The following is a 17,381-nucleotide window of genomic DNA, read 5'->3' on the forward strand; positions in this document are numbered from 1 at the left end:
CCGCTTGTTAGCGGCGCTTGCTGCCGCCGAGCAGCGACCCCATCAGACCGCGTACCAGCTGTCGGCCCAATTGATTGGCCGCCTGGCGCATCGCGGATTTCAGCGCCTGCCCCGCCGCCGTGCCGAGGAACTCCCCGGCCTTGTCGGTAAAGCTCGGCTCTTCGGCGGCCGGTTTACCCGGAACGGCGTCGGGCTCCGGCGCTAACCCTTTGCGCCCCATCAATATTTCATACGCCGATTCCCGATCAACCGGCTTGTCATACCGCCCCTTGAACGGCGACCCGGCGATCAGCATCGTGCGTTCGGTTTCGGTCAACGGTCCGATCCGCGATTGCGGCGGGGCGACCAACACACGCTGGACCATCTCCGGCGTGCCCTTGTCCTGCAAGGTGCCGACCAGCGCCTCGCCGATCCCCAGCTCAGTCAGCACCGACAACGCATCGAATGCCGGATTCGGCCGGAAGCCCTCCGCCACCGCCCGCAAGGATTTCTGCTCCTTGGCGGTGAAGGCGCGCAAACCGTGCTGGATACGCAGGCCGAGCTGAGCCAGCACGTCATCCGGCAAGTCACCCGGCGATTGCGTGACGAAATACACGCCCACGCCTTTGGAACGAATCAGCCGCACCACCTGCTCCAGGCGATCCTGCAAAGCCTTGGGCGTGCCGGCAAACAATAAATGCGCTTCGTCGAAAAACAGCGCCAGCAGCGGTTTGTCCGAATCGCCACGCTCCGGCAACTGCTCGAACAACTCAGCCAGCAGCCACAGCAAGAACGTCGCATACACCTTCGGTGCTTCGTGGACCAGACGACTGGCATCCAGCAAGTGAATGCGCCCACGGCCATCGGCCGTCGGTTGCAGAATGTCTTCGAGTTGCAGCGCCGGTTCGCCGAACAGCGCTTCGGCGCCTTGTTGCTCCAGGGTCGACAGACGCCGTAACAGCGCCTGACTGGAACCGGTGGTCATCAGCGCCGCGTCGTCCCCCAGCAATTCGGGGTTGTCACGCAGGTGATTGAGCAGCGCCTTCAAATCCTTGAGGTCCAGCAGCAACAGCCCTTCGCGGTCCGCCACCTTGAACGCGGCATACAGCGCCGACTGCTGACTGTCGGTCAACTCCAGCAGGCTGCCAATCAGCAACGGCCCCATTTCGCTCAAGGTTGTGCGCAATGGATGACCGGACTGACCGTGGATGTCCCACAAGGTGACCGGATACGCCGCAGGCTTGTGGTTCAGCCACGGCATCCCGGCGATCCGCTCGGCGATTTTGCCTTGAGGGTTGCCGGCGGCACCCAGGCCACACAGGTCGCCCTTGATGTCTGCCGCGAACACCGCCACGCCAGCGTCGCTGAACGCTTCGGCCAGGCGCTGCAACGTGACTGTTTTACCGGTCCCGGTAGCGCCCGCGACCAGACCGTGACGGTTCGCCAGGCGCATGGCCTGAGAGACAGGCTGGCCGGCAAGGTCAGCGCCAATAACGAGTTGCGATGTGTCAGGCATTTTGTCACCCATGGTTAATCTTTGATCCTGCACGGCCGATACAAATAGTTGTGAGACCAATCCGAAAATAGCGTCGGTAATTCCCTAAGGAGAGGATGGAAATATCAGCTTTTTTTCAACATTGCCCATTTTGCGTGCCTATATAAAAGCACGCTCAGGACATTAAGACCTTAGCGGAACCCCAAGCCATGAACAAAAACCTGCGCTTCAGTCATAAAATTTTGCTTGCCGCCGCCCTCATCGTCATTGCCGCCTTCGCCTCGTTCACACTGTACAACGACTACCTGCAGCGCAACGCCATTCGCGAAGACCTGGACAATTACCTCAATGAGATGGGAGACGTCACCGCCAACAACATCCAGACCTGGCTGGCCGGTCGCATCCTGCTGATCGATAACCTCGCTCAAAACATTGCCATCAATCCTGAACAGGCCAACGTCGCCAGTCTGCTTGAGCAGAAAGCCCTGACGTCGACCTTCATGGCGTCCTACCTGGGCGATGCCACCGGCAGCTTCACGATTCGCCCGGACGCAAAAATGCCCGCCGGCTTCGATCCACGGGTGCGCCCTTGGTATAAAGGCGCCGAAAGCAGCAGCACGGCGACCCTGACCGAACCTTATATCGATGCGGCCACCGGCCAGACCATCATCTCCATCGCCAGCGCCTCGAAAAAGGCCGGACAAAGCGTGGGCGTGGTAGGCGGCGACTTGAGCCTGCAAACCCTGATCGACACCCTCAGCGCCCGGGATTTTTCCGGCATGGGCTATGCCTTCCTGGTCAGCGCCGACGGCAAGATCCTGGTTCACCCGGACAAAGCCCTGGTGATGAAGTCCCTGAGCGAGGCGTACCCGAAAAATACCCCGCGCATCAGCAGCGACTTCAGTGAAGTGGAGGTCGACGGCAAGACCCGCATCGTCACCTTCACCCCAATCAAAGGCCTGCCATCGGTCAACTGGTACATCGGCCTGTCGGTGGATAAAGACAAAGCCTTCTCGATGCTCAGCGAATTCCGCGCTTCGGCGGTCATTGCGACCATCATTGCCGTGGCGATCATCATCGCGCTGCTGGGCATGCTGATCCGCATCCTGATCCAGCCGCTGCACGTCATGACCCGCGCCATGGAAGACATCGCTGACGGTGAAGGCGACCTGACCAAGCGCCTGACCATCGTCAACAACGATGAATTCGGCGTTCTCGGCACGGCGTTCAACCGTTTCGTGGAACGTATTCATGGCTCGATCCGTGAAGTGTCCTCGGCCACCGGCCAGGTCAACGAAGTCGCGCTGCGGGTGGTAGCCGCGTCGAACTCGTCGATGTTCAACTCCGACCAGCAAGCCTCGCGCACCAGCAGCGTGGCCGCGGCGATCAACCAGCTCGGCGCCGCCGCCCAGGAAATCGCCCGCAACGCTGCCCAGGCTTCCAGCCAGGCCAGCGATGCCCGCAGCCTGGCCGAAGACGGCCAACAAGTGGTGGATCGCAGCATCAAAGCGATGAATCAGCTGTCGAGCATGCTCAGCGCTTCGAGTACCAACATTGAATCGCTGAACAGCAAAACCGTGAACATCGGGCAGATTCTCGAAGTGATCACCAGCATCTCCCAGCAAACCAACCTGCTGGCACTGAACGCCGCCATCGAAGCGGCCCGTGCCGGTGAGGCCGGACGTGGTTTTGCCGTGGTGGCGGACGAGGTGCGCAACCTGGCGCATCGCACGCAGGAATCGGCGCAACAGGTGCAGACCATGATCGAGGAGCTGCAAGTCGGTGCTCGTGAATCCGTCAGCACCATGAGCGACAGCCAGCGCCACAGCCAGGACAGCGTGGAAATCGCCAACCTGGCGGGCGAGCGGTTGAACAGCGTGACGTTGCGTATCGGTGAGATTGACGGGATGAACCAGTCGGTGGCGACGGCGACCGAGGAACAGACGGCGGTGGTCGAGTCGATCAACGTGGATATCACTGAGATCAACACGCTGAATCAGGAGGGTGTGGAGAACTTGCAGTCGACGTTGCGGGCTTGCTCGGATCTGGAGCAGCAGGCGGCGCGTTTGAAGCAGTTGGTGGGCAGTTTCCGTATCTAGCGTCTGACAAGGCCTCATCGCGAGCAGGCTCGCTCCCACAGTGGATCTTTGCCGCACACAAGATTTGTGTCGAGTGAAGATCAAATGTGGGAGCGAGCCTGCTCGCGATGGCGGTTTGAAATACACCGCAAAAACCTCGCTGGATCCCCCCGCCACAAAACCCCAACCGAACATCTATCCTTCATAAAGGTCAACCAAGGGAGAACAACGGACCGGAGGGATGCTCATTGTGCATATCGCGGACATAACCATGTTCTACGCCCCTGCCAGCGGAGGCGTGCGCACGTATCTGGATGCCAAGCACCGTCGCCTGAGTATCAAGCCAGGCATTCGCCACAGTTTGCTGATCCCGGGGGCACACCTGAGTGAACAGGATGGCGTTTACACCGTTCCAGCCCCGGCCCTGCCCTTCGGCAAGGGTTACCGTTTCCCCCTCCGCCTGGCTCCATGGCGAAATGTCCTGCAAGACTTACAGCCCGATCTGATCGAAGTCGGCGACCCTTACCTCACCGCATGGGCGGCTCTGGATGCGCGCCGGCAACTGGATGTGCCGGTGATCGGGTTTTATCACTCGGACCTGCCGCTGCTGGTCAGCAACCGAATGGGCAATTGGGTGACCCCGAATGTCGAGGCCTATGTTAGCAAGCTGTATGGCAACTTCGACCGGGTGCTGGCGCCAAGTCAGGTCATGGCCGACAAATTGATCGGTCTGGGGGTGAAGAATGTGTTCGTGCAGCCGCTGGGCGTCGATCTGCAAACATTCAATCCCGGAGCAAGGGACAGCGGCTTGCGGGCTGAACTGGGCATCGATGAAAACACTCATCTGCTGATCTTCGCCGGCCGTGGCTCCAAGGAAAAGAACCTGCCGGTCCTGCTCAGTTGCATGAAGCGTCTGGGGCCTCGCTATCACCTGCTGCTGGTCGGCTCGTCGATGCCCGCTGTGGTGCCGGACAACGTCACCGTCGTCGATGAGTTCTGCCCGGCCACGCAAGTCGCGCGGTTAATGGCCAGCGCTGACGCGTTGCTGCATGCCGGCGATCAGGAAACCTTCGGCCTGGTGATCCTCGAAGCCATGGCCAGCGGCATTCCGGTCGTGGCCGTGGCAGCCGGGGCCTTTCAGGAAATCGTGACCGATCAATGCGGCCTGCTGTGCGCGCCGAACAATCCACTGGCGATGGCCAACGCCGTCCGCGAGCTGTTCAGTCAGGACAGCGCCGCCCTGGGCAAACGAGCCCGCAGTCATGTTGAACAGCATTACGCCTGGGACACCGTGGTCAACAGCCTGTTGGGTCACTATCACGCTGTTCTCGGCAGCCAATGGCCGGCGACCGCCAATGGTTGAGCCCATGAACCCGCCCAGTCTGTTACTCGTGCTGCACGACGTGGCGCCGCAAACCTGGGCCGATTACCAGCCTTTTGTTGAAGCCGTGGATGCCTTGGGCGAGGTGCCGATGACCTGGCTGGTGGTGCCGAACTTTCACAAGCATGCCGATCTGGACGAGCATCCAGGATTCAGACGCATGCTCACCAGCCGAGTCGCCCGAGGTGACGAACTGGCATTGCACGGCTATTTTCATTGCGATGAAGCCCCTCCTCCCAGCAATCCCAGAGACTGGTTCATGCGCCGGATCTACACCCACGAAGGCGAGTTTTACAGCTTGTCACAAGCCGCCGCCCTCGCCCGCCTGCGGGCCGGAATCGAAGTGTTCCATCGCTATCAATGGCCGCTGGAAGGCTTCGTCGCCCCGGCATGGCTGATGAGCGAAGGCACACGTCAGGCATTGCGCCAGTTACCGCTGACCTACACCAGCGTCCCTCAGCATCTCTATCGTCTGCCGGATTTCACGGCCATCGATGCGCCGGGGCTGGTCTGGAGTGCGCGCAGCGCCTGGCGCCGGGGCCTGTCGAAACTCGTCAGCGATCAGCGTGAACAGCGTTGGCGGCAAGCGCCGGTGATTCGTCTCGGCCTGCACCCGGTGGACATGCGCCATGGGTTTTCGCGCCATTACTGGCTGCAAACCCTCAAGCGCTTGCTCGATGAGGGGCGCGTGCCAATGACCAAGGTCCAGTGGCTCTCGCAGCGCAGTGACCGTCTCGGTCGCGCAGCATGAGCCGGGGGATTCTGCTGTTTATCGCACTGCTCGCTGCGGTGCTGATTCCGTTGCTGCTGGGGGGCAACGAGACATGGTCGCGGCTGCAAAATTTTCCATTGAATGAATTGCTGATCATGTTCGGCATGATCTTGCTGTGCTGGGTGGTGAACACTTTGCGCCTGCGCCTGTTACTGGGCGATCAGTGCGACAAGGTGGGCCGGGTCAAAAGCCTCGGCGTGGTGATGGCCGCCGAGTTTGCCTACTGCGCCACACCTGGCGGCAGCGGCGGCCCGCTGACCATCATGGCGCTGCTGGCGCGCAACGGCGTACGCCCGGCAAGGGGCAGCGCGGTGTTCGCCATGGACCAGCTCAGCGACCTGTTGTTTTTTCTCTGCGCGTTGAGCGGGATTCTGATTTATGCGTTGTTTCAGCACCTCAGCGAACGCCTGGAATGGCTGCTGATCGTCAGCGCCATCTCGATGTTCGGCGGGCTGCTCAGTTGCGTCGTCGTGGCCCGTTACCATCGACTGCTGATTCGCCTGAGTGGGCGGTTGCTCGTTCGCCTCAATGTCAAAGGCACCACGCGCCTGCGCTGGGCGCGAAAGCTGCTGCACTTTCTTGCGGCGTTCACTGACACGCTGAAGTTGCCCGTTCTTACGTTGATCAAGGTGTTTGCCCTGACCTGCGTGCATTGGCTCCTGCGGTATAGCGTGCTGTATCTGGCGTTGCGCGGGCTCGGGGCGGATTTACAGTGGGCCTGGTGTTTCCTGATCCAGATGCTGTCGCTGAGTGCCGGGCAATTCAGCCTGTTACCGGGCGGTGCCGGCGCGGCGGAGTTGACCTCGGCGGCGTTGCTGGCGCCCATGGTGGGAAAATCCACCGCGGCGGCGGCGATTCTGATCTGGCGGGCGGTGACGTATTACTTCTACCTGGTGGTGGGTGGCCCGGTGTTTTTGCTAATGCTGGGGCGGCCGCTGCTCAAGAAGCTGATGAAGTTCAAGCAGGCCTGAAAAGATCGCAGCCCGCGGCAGCCCCTACAAGGAGATTTGCAGCGCCGATTCGGGCCTCATCGCGAGCAGGCTCACTCCCACAGGGGAGCTTTGGTGTGGCACAGATCCAATGTGGGAGTGAGCCTGCTCGCGATGACGATGGGTCATTCACCGCAAATCTCCATGCAGGAACTGTCGAAGGTTAGGGCTGCGTTCGGACGATCTTTCAGGCTTCCCCGATTTCTTCGTCGGGTTCTTGCTGCAACTGCTCCCACAACTCGGCGGCACCGGGGAATTCCGTGCCGTCATCGGGGCTCATGTCATCCGGGTCGTAGCGACTCAAACAGCCCTCACCCAGTGTGGCGGGGGCCTTGGAAGTGGCTTTGTCGAGTGGATCGGCCATGGTCATGTCCTCTCTTTACCAGATCGTTTCCCACGCTCTGCGTGGGAATGAAGCCCGGGACGCTCCGCGTCCCTTTCGCGAGCTGGAACGCGGAGCGTCCCCTGAGGCATTCCCACGCAGAGCGTGGGACAGGCTATCAGAACACCACGGTCTTGTTGCCGTGCACCAGCACCCGGTCTTCCAGGTGATAACGCAGACCGCGGGCCAACACCATCTTCTCGACGTCACGGCCGAAACGCACCATGTCTTCGATGCTGTCACTGTGGCTGACGCGTACCACGTCCTGCTCGATGATCGGACCGGCGTCCAGCTCTTCGGTCACGTAGTGGCAGGTCGCGCCGATCAACTTCACGCCACGCATGGAAGCCTGGTGATACGGCTTGGCGCCGACGAACGACGGCAGGAAGCTGTGGTGAATGTTGATGACCTTGTGTGCATATTCACTGCACAACTCGGGCGGCAGGATTTGCATGTAACGGGCAAGTACCACCACTTCGGCATCGTGCTGTTTGACCAGACGCGAGACTTCTGCGAAGGCCGGCTCTTTGTCCTGTGGATTGACGGGTACGTGGTAATAAGGAATGCCGTGCCACTCGACCATGCTGCGCAAGTCATCGTGGTTGGAAATCACACAGGAGATTTCGCAGTCCAATTCATCACTGTGCCAGCGGTGCAGCAAGTCAGCCAGGCAGTGGGACTCACGGCTGGCCATCAACACAACGCGCTTTTTCTGCGCGGTGTCGGTAATGCGCCAGTTCATCGAGAACTCTTCGGCAATCGGTGCAAATGCCTCGCGAAAGGCTTCGATACCGAAAGGCAACGAATCAGCACGAATTTCGTGACGCATGAAGAACCAGCCACTCTGATTGTCCGAGTGATGGCTCGCTTCAGTGATCCAGCCGTTATGTGACGCCAGAAAGTTACTGACTTTAGCAACGATGCCGACGCGGTCCGGGCAAGCAATCACCAGCCGAAAAGTGCGCATGAGGGGGAAACTCCAGAACTTCGCAAAGGCCGCCATTCTAGCGATTGCGCAGCAAAACTGCAGTATTGATGACGCATTGCCCTGCACGCGGGTCAATGGAACAGATTCGGGCAGCACCTCGCCGCCCGCGCGATGGTGTTCTTTTAGTCAATCTTCAAGCGTTCAATTGTGAATATCTGTGATGACTGCATCACACTTTTAACACTGCGTTCAGTTTGCGCCCTATTTACCGGAACTAATTTAAATAAAACGCCGGTTAAATGTTTACTTGATGAAACACCCTGACTATTATTGCGGCACTGTCACCCTGCCATCCAGCGCCCAACATAAGGTAGTCCTCATGTCCTTGATCAACGAATATCGCGCCACCGAAGAAGCTATCAAAGAGCTGCAAGCCCGTTTGAAGAACCTGTCCCAAGACGACAAACTGCAAACCGAGCTGGAATTCGAAGGCAAACTGCGCACCCTGATGGGCGAATACTCCAAGTCCCTGCGTGACATCATCGCTTTGCTGGATCCAGAGTCCAAGAGCAAAGCACCACGCGGCGGCGCAGTAAAAACTACCGGCACCAAGCGTGCTCGCAAAGTTAAACAATACAAAAACCCGCACAACGGCGAAGTCATCGAAACCAAAGGTGGCAACCACAAGACTCTGAAAGAGTGGAAAGCCAAGTGGGGCGGTGACGTGGTTGAAGGCTGGGCTACCCTGCTGGGCTAATCCCCACAGGTTGTCAAAGAATTATCCGCGACAAAAAATAACGCCAGCTGATGCTGGCGTTTTTTTATGCCCGGTATAAAGCCAGGGCATTTTTCGTTTTCAAAGATTCAAACGTTTGCGTAATCCCTGGACATAATTCTGCCATTCATTCAGCACCTCTCGCTGAAACGATGTAGCAGTAACGTTCAATTGGGCCGCGGCTTCTACAAAACTTTCAAGCGTATTTGGCGCGCCCCACTCGGGTGCCGACAAACGTTGCTGACAGAATATTCGCCAGCGCTCTTGCTCCTCGAAACTCAACGTATCAGGGAAGTTGCGTGCGCGATAACGAAACAATAATTCAGGTAAACGTTCGTCATCGAAAGGCCATTGCTGTTGTGATAATTGGGCAGGGTCGGCGGCCCTGACTTGCTCACAAAGTCGACGATCGCGATCACCGATAAAACCATCGTATAACTGTTGTTCGGGGTCTTGGCTCGAGGTGAAATCTTCGCTGGCATAAATCGCCAACACTTTATCTCGCCAAACTTGTTGTGCGTCACTTAGCCGCAGTACGCGATCCTGATAAAGCGCCATGTCCAGCCCCAGGCGTTGCTGATCGTCAGGACGAAGTACCGACAACGGCGCCACCACCGGGCACTTGTTGATATGAATGAGTTTGAGCGGCACCGGCAGTTCGCCGTCGGCCAGGTCATCGCGGCGGGTATACAGCCGCTGACGCAAGGTGTCTGCATCCAGATCGAGTAAACCCTGGGGATCCAAATGCAGGTCACAGACAATCAAGGCGTTTTTGTTGCGCGGATGCCAGGCCAGTGGCAGCACGACTCCCACATAACTGCGAGCCGCCGAGAATCGCCCGGAAATGTGCACCATCGGCTGTAACAGCCGAATCTGATCCATCACCTTTTGTTTGCTGCGCAACTGAAACAGCCAGTCATACAACTTCGGCTGCTTCTCGCGAATAAGACGTGCGAGGGCGATGGTGGCGCGAACGTCCGACAGCGCCTCGTGGGCATTGCCGTGGTCAATGCCATTGGCGGCAGTCAGCCGTTCGAGCTTGAGCGTCACCCGCCCGTCATCATCGGTTGGCCAGACGAGGCCATCGGGACGCAAGGCGTAGGCGGCTCGCACCACATCAATCAGGTCCCAGCGGCTGTTTCCGCCCTGCCATTCGCGCGCATACGGGTCGAAAAAGTTTCGGTACAGGCTGTAACGGGTCATCTCGTCATCGAAACGCAAGGTGTTGTAACCCGCCCCGCACGTACCCGGCGCCGCCAGTTGAGCATGCACCCGCGTCATGAAGTCGGCTTCGCTCAAACCGTGTTCGGCCAGCTGGCCGGGCGTAATGCCGGTGATTGCGCAAGCGGCCGGATGCGGCAGGATGTCGTCGCTGGGCTGGCAAAACAGGTTGACCGGCTCGTCTATTTCATTGAGATCGAAGTCGGTGCGAATCCCCGCCACCTGCAGCGGGCGGTCGCATCGGGGGTTGATGCCAGTGGTTTCATAGTCGTACCAGAAGATCGAGGTCACGGGCTGTTCCTGAACTGAAGATCGGCAAAGTCTAGGCGTTCACATCCCGCCCCGGCCAGTAACTTGTCATTCAATCAGGTCTGGTTACGTAACGTGCAATACATAGTTATGTCGTTTTCCCCCGAGAGGCTGCTAGCATCGGACGGACATCGAATCCCGAACAGGCCACATCAAGGTTGCCCATGCTCGAGACCACAGCACTGCCAAGGAAAGCGACGCTGCCCCCGCCACTGGACACGCGGTATCAAGTCGAAACGCCAGAAGGCATCGACTTGCCACTGCGCCCGGCCGGGTTGATGGTTCGTGCGCTGGCCTTCTCCATCGACCTCGGGCTGCGCGGGCTGATTCTCGGCGTGCTGTTTATCGTTCTGGCGTTTCTCGGAAAACTCGGCGCCGGGCTGGGCTCGATTCTGTTGTTCGGGGTCAGTTGGTGGTACATGGTGCTGTTCGAGGTGCTCAATCAGGGTCGTTCGCCGGGCAAACAATGGATGGGTTTGCGCGTCGTGCACGACGACGGCACGCCGATCGGATGGTCTGCTTCACTACTGCGTAACCTGTTGCGATTCGTCGACCTGTTACCGTTCGGCTACTTCCTCGGCGCCATCAGTTGCCTGCAACACCCCTCCTTCAAACGCCTCGGTGACCTGGCCGCCGGCACGCTGGTCATCTACCGTGAACAACCGTTGACCCGACCACAACTGCCTGACGTCCCGCCTCGGCGCCCGGCCTTTGCCCTGACGCTGACCGAACAACGGGCCATCCTCGGGTTTGCCGAACGCCAAGGTGAACTGTCCGCGGCGCGAACCCATGAACTGGCGTACATCCTTGCTCAACCGTTGCAGGTTTCTGCACCGCACGCCGTGGTGGAACTCAACGGCATCGCCCGTGGTTTGTTGGGGCCCGCATGAAGCAAAGCCTTTTCGAAAATCGCCACAAGGCCGAATGGGAGCAGTTTTCCCTGATGCTCGAACAGCTGGAGCGCGGCAAGAAAGCTGTCGGGATCGCCAGCTTCCCGAAAGACTATCGCCGGCTCTGCCAACAGTTGGCACTGGCGCAGGAACGCGGCTACAGCAGTTTCCTGATCGACTCGTTGCAGCAACAAGTACTGCGCGGGCATCAACAGCTTTATCGGCATCGCAGTCGACTGGGCGCCAACATATTGAGCTTTATCCTTGCCGGCTTTCCGCGACTGGTGCGCGAACAATGGCGCTTCGTGCTCGCCGCCGGCCTGATGTTCTTTGGCAGCCTGATCGGCTTCGCCCTGCTGGTGTATCTGTTCCCGGACCTGGTCTACAACTTGATCCCGGCCGAGCAGGTCAATGAAATGCAGAGCATGTACGACCCGGTCGCCGGCCATTTGGGCCGCTCGGCGGAACGCGCCGCCAGTGAAGACTGGGTAATGTTCGGTTACTACATCATGCACAACATAGGCATCGCCTTTCAGACCTTCGCCAGCGGTTTGCTGTTTGGTCTGGGCAGCGCGTTTTTCCTGCTCTTCAACGGTTTGATGATCGGTGCGGTGGCCGGGCACCTGACGCACATCGGCTTCGGGCAAACCTTCTGGTCGTTCGTAATCGGTCACGGCGCGTTCGAACTGAGTGCCATTGCCCTGGCCGGGGCCGCCGGCCTGCAACTGGGCTGGGCGTTGATCGCACCGGGGCGCCTGCCCCGTGCCGAAGCGTTGCGGCTGGCAGCGCGTAAAAGCGTGTTGCTGATCTGCGGTGTCATGCTGTTTTTGCTGATTGCGGCGTTTATCGAAGCCTACTGGTCGTCGATGACCGCGCCGGCGCCCATGACCAAATACCTGGTCGGCGCGGCGCTTTGGCTATTGGTGGCAACTTACCTGCTGTTTGCCGGACGAACCCGCCATGCGCCTGAGTGACGCCACGGTGGTGATCCGCCCGCGCACCTCCTGGGAAGCCATGGACCTGGGCGTGCTGCTGAGTCAGCGCCATCGACGATTGCTGATGACTAGCTGGGCCATCATCACCTTGCCGATCTTCGCCCTGCTCACCTTTTTCCTGTGGGATTCACCCTCCCTCGCCGTGTTCATCTTCTGGTGGTTCAAACCGGCGTTCGAGCGGCTGCCTTTGTACATCCTGTCCAAAGCCATGTTCGGTGAAACGCCTACCTTGAAACAGGCGCTGCGCCAATGGCCGCGCCTGCTCAAGCCACAATTGCTGGCCAGCCTGACCTGGCGACGCCTGAGCCTGAGCCGCAGTTTTCTGATGCCGGTGGTGCAACTCGAAGGCCTGGCGGGTGACGAACGACAACAGCGCTTGCGGGTGCTGCTGCAGCGCAACGCCGGTGCCGCGCAGTGGCTGACGATCATCGGCGTGCATCTGGAAAGCGCGCTGTGGATTGGCTTGATGGTGTTGTTCTACATGTTCCTGCCACAGCAGGTCGAACTCGACTGGAGCTGGCAGACCTTGATCACCGCCGCCACACAGGACTGGAAATGGCTGGAACACCTGACCAACACCTTTTACGTGCTGGTGCTGATTGTCTGGGAACCGATCTACGCGGCCTGCGGCTTCAGCCTTTATCTGAATCGGCGCACAGTGCTCGAAGCCTGGGACATCGAACTGGTGTTCCGCCGATTGCGCCAACGCCTCAACACCACGGCGGTCACGCTGCTTTTGGCGGCGATTCTGCTGGTACCGGCCGCACAAAACGTCTGGGCCGCCGAGCCGGTCATTACCCCGGACAGCCCACGCCTGCTGGACCAACCGCTGACCAGCCAGGCCTCCAGAGACAGCATCAAAACCCTTCTCGATCAGCCGCCATTCAAGAACAAGGAAACGGTGACCCGCTATCGGTTTGGCGAAGACCAGCCCGACACCAAAACCCCGGACGACGGGAAAACACCTGAATGGCTGAAGGCGCTGGCCAGCCTGCTCGACAGCCAGCGTTTCGGCTTTCTCGCCCACTTGATTGAAGTGCTGTTGTGGAGTGCATTAATCGGTGGCATCGGCGTGTTGATCTGGCGTTACCGCGACTGGTTGCTGGCGTTCGTCAGCCGTCGACCAGTGTTAAACCGTAAAGCCGCACGCCCGTTGCCGCAGCAAGCGTTCGGCCTGGACCTGAGCCGCGAAACCCTGCCCGCCGACATTGCCGCCAGCGCCGAAAGCCTCTGGCAAACCAATCCGCGCGCGGCTCTCGGGCTGCTTTATCGCGCCCTGCTCAGCCATTTGTTGCACGACCACAACATGGCGTTGAAACCCGCCGACACCGAAGGCGAGGTGCTGCAACGCGTCGAGCAACTGCAGCAACCGGCCTTGCTCGCCTTCAGCAAAACCCTGACCGGGCACTGGCAGAACATGGCCTACGGGCATCGCCTGCCACCCGCGCATTTGCAACAGGAACTGTGTGACGGCTGGCGAATATTGTTCGGCCCGGGAGCCGCCCGTTGAGCCGGCGTTTGTGGCTTTCGGTCGGTGTGTTTATCACCGTGCTGGTGGGCGCGCTGAGTGTTTATCTGTACCTGAAGGCCACGCCCTATCAGGCAGAAATCGATCACGGCCCCACACCCGAAGCCCAGGCCAATCCCTATCTGGCGGCCGAGCATTTCCTGCGTAAACAGGGCCTGACCGTCGGCCATGCCAACAGCCTCGACGTGCTGCCCACCCTCGATCCACATCAACACAGCCTGTTGTTGCTCGGTGATCGCTACAACATGACGCCGCGCCAGATTGATCAGGTGATGAACTGGACCCGGGCCGGCGGGCGTCTGTTGTTTGTCGCCCAGTCGCTGTGGGATGAAAAGGCTGGCCAGAGCAATGATCTGCTGCTCGATCGCGTGCAGCTGCACCAGTCGCTAAGCAAAGACCTCAAGGACCCGCCGCCGGATCCCCTCGACGACCCCTACCCCAAACTGACCAAGCTGTACCTGGAAGATGAGGACGCGCCAGCCTACGCCAGCTTCGATACCGCGTTCCATCTCGAAGACCCGAAAAACCTCGCGCAAGCCTGGGCCAACAGCGGCAAGGCCACCCACATGATGCAACTGAACCACGGGCTCGGATCGATCACTGTGGTCACCGATGCCGACCTGTGGAAAACCCCGGACATCGACCAATACGACAACGCCTGGCTGCTCTGGTACCTGACCGCCGACACGAGCGTGACCCTGCTGTTCAACACCGATCACGACAGCCTGCTGACGTTGTTGTTGCGCAACTTCCCGCAGGCGTTGGTCGCCCTCATCGCCCTGATCGGTCTTGCGCTCTGGCACGTCGCGGTGCGCCAGGGTCCGCTGCTGGAACCGGCGGCGAAAGGTCGCCGGCAACTTCAGGAACACCTGCGCGCCAGCGCCGATTTCATGCTCCGCCGCAACGGCCAGCAGCATCTGCTGCAAGCCTTGCAACAAGACATTCTGCGGCGTGTGCGGCACCGTCATCCCGGTTTCGAACAACTCGGCGTTGCCGAGCAATGGCTGGTGCTTGCGCGCCTGACCGGCCAACCCACACGCGCCATCAGTCAGGCGATGAGCCCGCGACCGAAAAAGCGGCTGTCCAGCGCTGATTTCAGCCGTCAGGTCGCGCACCTGCAAACCTTGAGGAACACGCTATGAGTCAACAGATCGAGCCCGGCAGCGCGACCCACGCGGCCCAGCAACGCCAGCGCGCCAGTCAGTTGGCCCAGGCCGTGCGCAATGAGTTGCAGAAAGCCGTGATCGGCCAGAACAGCGTGATCGACGACGTCCTCACCGCGCTGATCGCCGGCGGCCACGTGCTGCTCGAAGGTGTACCGGGTTTGGGGAAAACACTTCTGGTGCGCGCCCTCGCCCGCTGCTTCGGCGGCGAGTTCGCACGCATCCAGTTCACCCCGGACCTGATGCCCAGCGACGTCACCGGGCACGCGGTCTACGACCTGAACACCGAGCAGTTCAAACTGCGCAAAGGTCCGCTGTTCACCAATCTGCTGCTGGCCGACGAGATCAACCGCGCCCCGGCGAAAACCCAGGCCGCGCTGCTCGAAGCCATGCAGGAACGCCAGGTCACCCTCGAAGGCCGCGCCCTGCCCATCGTGCAACCGTTCATGGTGCTCGCCACGCAAAACCCGATTGAACAGGAAGGCACGTATCCGCTGCCTGAAGCCGAGCTCGACCGCTTCATGCTCAAGGTGCGCATGGATTACCCCGACGCCGATCAAGAGCTGGACATGGTTCGTCAGGTCAGCCGTTCGACCCGCGCCGACATGCTCGACGTACAACCGCTGCGCACCGTATTGCAAGCCAAAGACGTAATGGCCTTGCAGCGCATTGCCAGCGATCTGCCGCTGGACGATCAGGTCCTCGATTACGCCGTGCGCCTGGCCCGCACCACCCGCACCTGGCCGGGCCTGACCCTCGGTGCCGGGCCACGCGCCTCCATTGCGCTGGTACGTTGCGCCCGCGCCCGGGCGCTGCTGCGCGGTGGCGACTTCGTGATTCCGGATGACATCAAAGGCTGCGCGCTGGCGGTGCTGCGTCATCGCGTGCGCATTGCACCGGAGCTCGACATCGAAGGGCTGGACGTTGATCAAGTGCTCAAGCAGCTGCTCGATCAAGTGCCGGCGCCGCGTTTGTGAACAGATCCCTGTCCAACACAAGCCCTGTGGCGAGGGAGCTTGCTCCCGCTCGGCTGCGCAGCAGTCGCAAATCAGAAGTACACGTTTTATCTGACACTCTGCGCCGGATGGTTTTGGGGCTGCTGCGCAACCCAGCGGGAGCAAGCTCCCTCGCCACAAAAGGCGTGCAGCCATGAAACCCTCGCGCCTGTTGCTGATCTGGCTCGCCATCCTGCTGGCCTTCGGCATCGTTCTGGGCACATTGCGGGCATTGGAGTTCGACGTACCGTCGCGCCTGCTGTCGATCCACTGGGGATTACTGCTGGCTCTGTTGGCCTTGGCGACACTTGATGCCATCCGCCTCAAACGCCTGCCCTCGCCTCGCGTAAACCGGCAAATGCCCGGCAGCCTCGCGCTTGGTCGATGGAGCGAAGTGCGACTGGAGGTCGAGCATGACTTCGTTCAACCCCTGAACATTCAGATCTTCGACCATGTACCGGAAGGCCTGAGTTTCGAAAACCTCCCGCTTCTGGCAGAACTGCAACCCGGTCAACAGAGCCTTGTCGGCTACCGCCTGCGTCCCCTCAAGCGCGGCCACTTCACCTTCGAACACTGCGAGATCAACCTGCCCAGTCCAATGGGCCTGTGGTCCGGCAAACGCCTCATCAACGTGACCGACAGCACCCGCGTCTACCCCGACTTCGCCCGTCTCTACGGCGGTGAACTGCTGGCGGTGGATAACTGGCTCAGCCAACTCGGCGTGCGCCAGCGCCAACGGCGTGGCCTGGGCCTGGAATTCCATCAACTGCGCGAATTCCGCGAAGGCGACAGCCTGCGCCAGATCGACTGGAAAGCCACCGCCCGCCAACGCACGCCCATCGCCCGCGAGTACCAGGACGAGCGCGACCAACAAATCATCTTCATGCTCGATTGCGGCCGACGGATGCGCAGCCAGGACGGCGAACTGGCCCATTTCGATCACGCACTCAATGCCTGCCTGTTGCTCAGTTACATCGCTCTGCGCCAAGGCGATGCAGTGGGCCTGAGCACCTTCGCCAGTGACCGAGCGCATTACCTCGCCCCGGTCAAAGGCACGGGCCAACTCAATGTATTGCTCAACACCGTCTACGACCTCGACAGTACCCAACGCCCCGCCGACTATCAGGCCGCCGCCACGCAACTACTGGCCCGACAAAAACGCCGGGCGCTGGTGGTGCTGGTCACCAACCTGCGCGACGAAGACGATGAAGAACTGCTCACCGCCGTTAAACGCCTGAGCAAACTGCATCGAGTGTTGGTGGCGAGCCTGCGGGAAGACTTGCTCGACAATTTGCGACACGCACCGGTGCAGACTTTGCCGGAAGCGCTGGTCTATTGCGGGACGGTGGATTACTTGAATGACCGGGCGCAGCTCCATGAGCGGTTGAGTGCTCATGGAGTGCCGGTGGTGGATGCCCGGCCCTCAGAGTTGGGGGCCGAGTTGGTGACGCGGTATTTGAGCTGGAAAAGGGCTGGGGGGATTTAGCGGCATCTACCGATT

General features: G+C 60.2%; 15 protein-coding genes and 1 pseudogene. 12 read left to right on the forward strand and 4 right to left on the reverse strand.

Annotated elements, in window-relative coordinates; genetic code table 11:
• Positions 1 to 7: 7 nt before the first annotated feature.
• Positions 8 to 1,495 carry a helicase HerA-like domain-containing protein gene (locus ACA070_RS23960; protein WP_497448590.1) on the reverse strand — a complete coding sequence of 496 codons (1,488 nt, stop codon included), beginning with the start codon at positions 1,493 to 1,495 and terminating at the stop codon, positions 8 to 10.
• Between the two features lie 332 nt (positions 1,496 to 1,827).
• Between ACA070_RS23960 and ACA070_RS23965 the strand changes: the two are divergent.
• From ACA070_RS23965 to gpgF, 5 genes and pseudogenes are all read left to right on the forward strand, one after another.
• Positions 1,828 to 2,667, forward strand: a pseudogene (locus ACA070_RS23965) (HAMP domain-containing protein); the annotation flags it as partial.
• A gap of 141 nt (positions 2,668 to 2,808) precedes the next feature.
• Entirely contained in the window at positions 2,809 to 3,573 is a 765-nt protein-coding gene (locus ACA070_RS23970) for a methyl-accepting chemotaxis protein (protein ID WP_427701491.1), read from the forward strand.
• 220 nt (positions 3,574 to 3,793) lie between these two features.
• Complete coding sequence (gene gpgS / locus ACA070_RS23975; RefSeq protein WP_497448591.1) at positions 3,794 to 4,915, forward strand: N-acetylglucosaminyl phosphatidylglycerol synthase; 1,122 nt, start codon at positions 3,794 to 3,796, stop codon at positions 4,913 to 4,915.
• Entirely contained in the window at positions 4,908 to 5,684 is a 777-nt protein-coding gene (gene gpgD, locus ACA070_RS23980) for an N-acetylglucosaminyl phosphatidylglycerol deacetylase (protein ID WP_497448592.1), read from the forward strand. Before gpgS ends, gpgD begins: the two co-directional genes overlap by 8 nt.
• Positions 5,681 to 6,676, forward strand: a complete 996-nt coding sequence (gpgF, locus tag ACA070_RS23985) for a glucosaminyl phosphatidylglycerol flippase (RefSeq protein ID WP_497448593.1) — start codon at positions 5,681 to 5,683, stop codon at positions 6,674 to 6,676. The genes gpgD and gpgF overlap by 4 nt, the downstream gene beginning before the upstream one ends.
• Before the next feature lie 205 nt (positions 6,677 to 6,881).
• Here gpgF and ACA070_RS23990 read toward each other — a convergent pair whose 3' ends face one another.
• Both ACA070_RS23990 and purU read right to left on the reverse strand, forming a co-directional pair.
• Complete coding sequence (locus ACA070_RS23990; RefSeq protein WP_497448594.1) at positions 6,882 to 7,058, reverse strand: hypothetical protein; 177 nt, start codon at positions 7,056 to 7,058, stop codon at positions 6,882 to 6,884.
• Positions 7,059 to 7,194: 136 nt separating this feature from the next.
• Positions 7,195 to 8,043 carry a formyltetrahydrofolate deformylase gene (gene purU / locus ACA070_RS23995; RefSeq protein ID WP_438662246.1) on the reverse strand — a complete coding sequence of 283 codons (849 nt, stop codon included), beginning with the start codon at positions 8,041 to 8,043 and terminating at the stop codon, positions 7,195 to 7,197.
• A gap of 340 nt (positions 8,044 to 8,383) precedes the next feature.
• Between purU and mvaT the strand changes: the two genes are divergently transcribed.
• Positions 8,384 to 8,761: a histone-like nucleoid-structuring protein MvaT gene (gene mvaT, locus ACA070_RS24000; protein ID WP_007945872.1), complete on the forward strand. Its 378-nt coding sequence runs from the start codon at positions 8,384 to 8,386 to the stop codon at positions 8,759 to 8,761.
• Between the two features lie 99 nt (positions 8,762 to 8,860).
• On the opposite strand, the gene sbcB is transcribed toward mvaT, so the two are convergent.
• On the reverse strand, positions 8,861 to 10,291 hold the full coding sequence (gene sbcB / locus ACA070_RS24005; protein ID WP_497448595.1) for an exodeoxyribonuclease I: 1,431 nt from the start codon (positions 10,289 to 10,291) through the stop codon (positions 8,861 to 8,863).
• 182 nt (positions 10,292 to 10,473) lie between these two features.
• On the opposite strand from sbcB, the gene ACA070_RS24010 reads away from it, so the two are divergent.
• The 6 genes from ACA070_RS24010 to ACA070_RS24035 all read left to right on the forward strand — a co-directional run bounded on the left by ACA070_RS24010 (position 10,474) and on the right by ACA070_RS24035 (position 17,366).
• The gene (locus tag ACA070_RS24010) at positions 10,474 to 11,199 is read left to right on the forward strand and encodes an RDD family protein (protein ID WP_497448596.1); all 726 of its coding nucleotides are present in this window, start codon (positions 10,474 to 10,476) and stop codon (positions 11,197 to 11,199) included.
• Complete coding sequence (locus ACA070_RS24015) at positions 11,196 to 12,173, forward strand: stage II sporulation protein M (RefSeq protein WP_497448597.1); 978 nt, start codon at positions 11,196 to 11,198, stop codon at positions 12,171 to 12,173. Before ACA070_RS24010 ends, ACA070_RS24015 begins: the two co-directional genes overlap by 4 nt.
• Positions 12,160 to 13,704, forward strand: coding sequence for a DUF4129 domain-containing protein (locus tag ACA070_RS24020; protein WP_497448598.1), 1,545 nt, complete (start codon positions 12,160 to 12,162; stop codon positions 13,702 to 13,704). Before ACA070_RS24015 ends, ACA070_RS24020 begins: the two co-directional genes overlap by 14 nt.
• Positions 13,701 to 14,864 (forward strand): DUF4350 domain-containing protein, encoded by a 1,164-nt coding sequence (locus ACA070_RS24025; RefSeq protein WP_497448599.1) that lies wholly within the window; start codon positions 13,701 to 13,703, stop codon positions 14,862 to 14,864. Before ACA070_RS24020 ends, ACA070_RS24025 begins: the two co-directional genes overlap by 4 nt.
• A complete protein-coding gene (locus tag ACA070_RS24030) occupies positions 14,861 to 15,862 on the forward strand; it encodes an AAA family ATPase (protein WP_497448600.1) in 1,002 nt (333 codons plus the stop codon). Before ACA070_RS24025 ends, ACA070_RS24030 begins: the two co-directional genes overlap by 4 nt.
• 172 nt (positions 15,863 to 16,034) lie before the next feature.
• Entirely contained in the window at positions 16,035 to 17,366 is a 1,332-nt protein-coding gene (locus ACA070_RS24035) for a DUF58 domain-containing protein (RefSeq protein WP_497448601.1), read from the forward strand.
• Positions 17,367 to 17,381: the final 15 nt, after the last annotated feature.

This window comes from Pseudomonas sp. LBUM1678 (assembly GCF_059695575.1).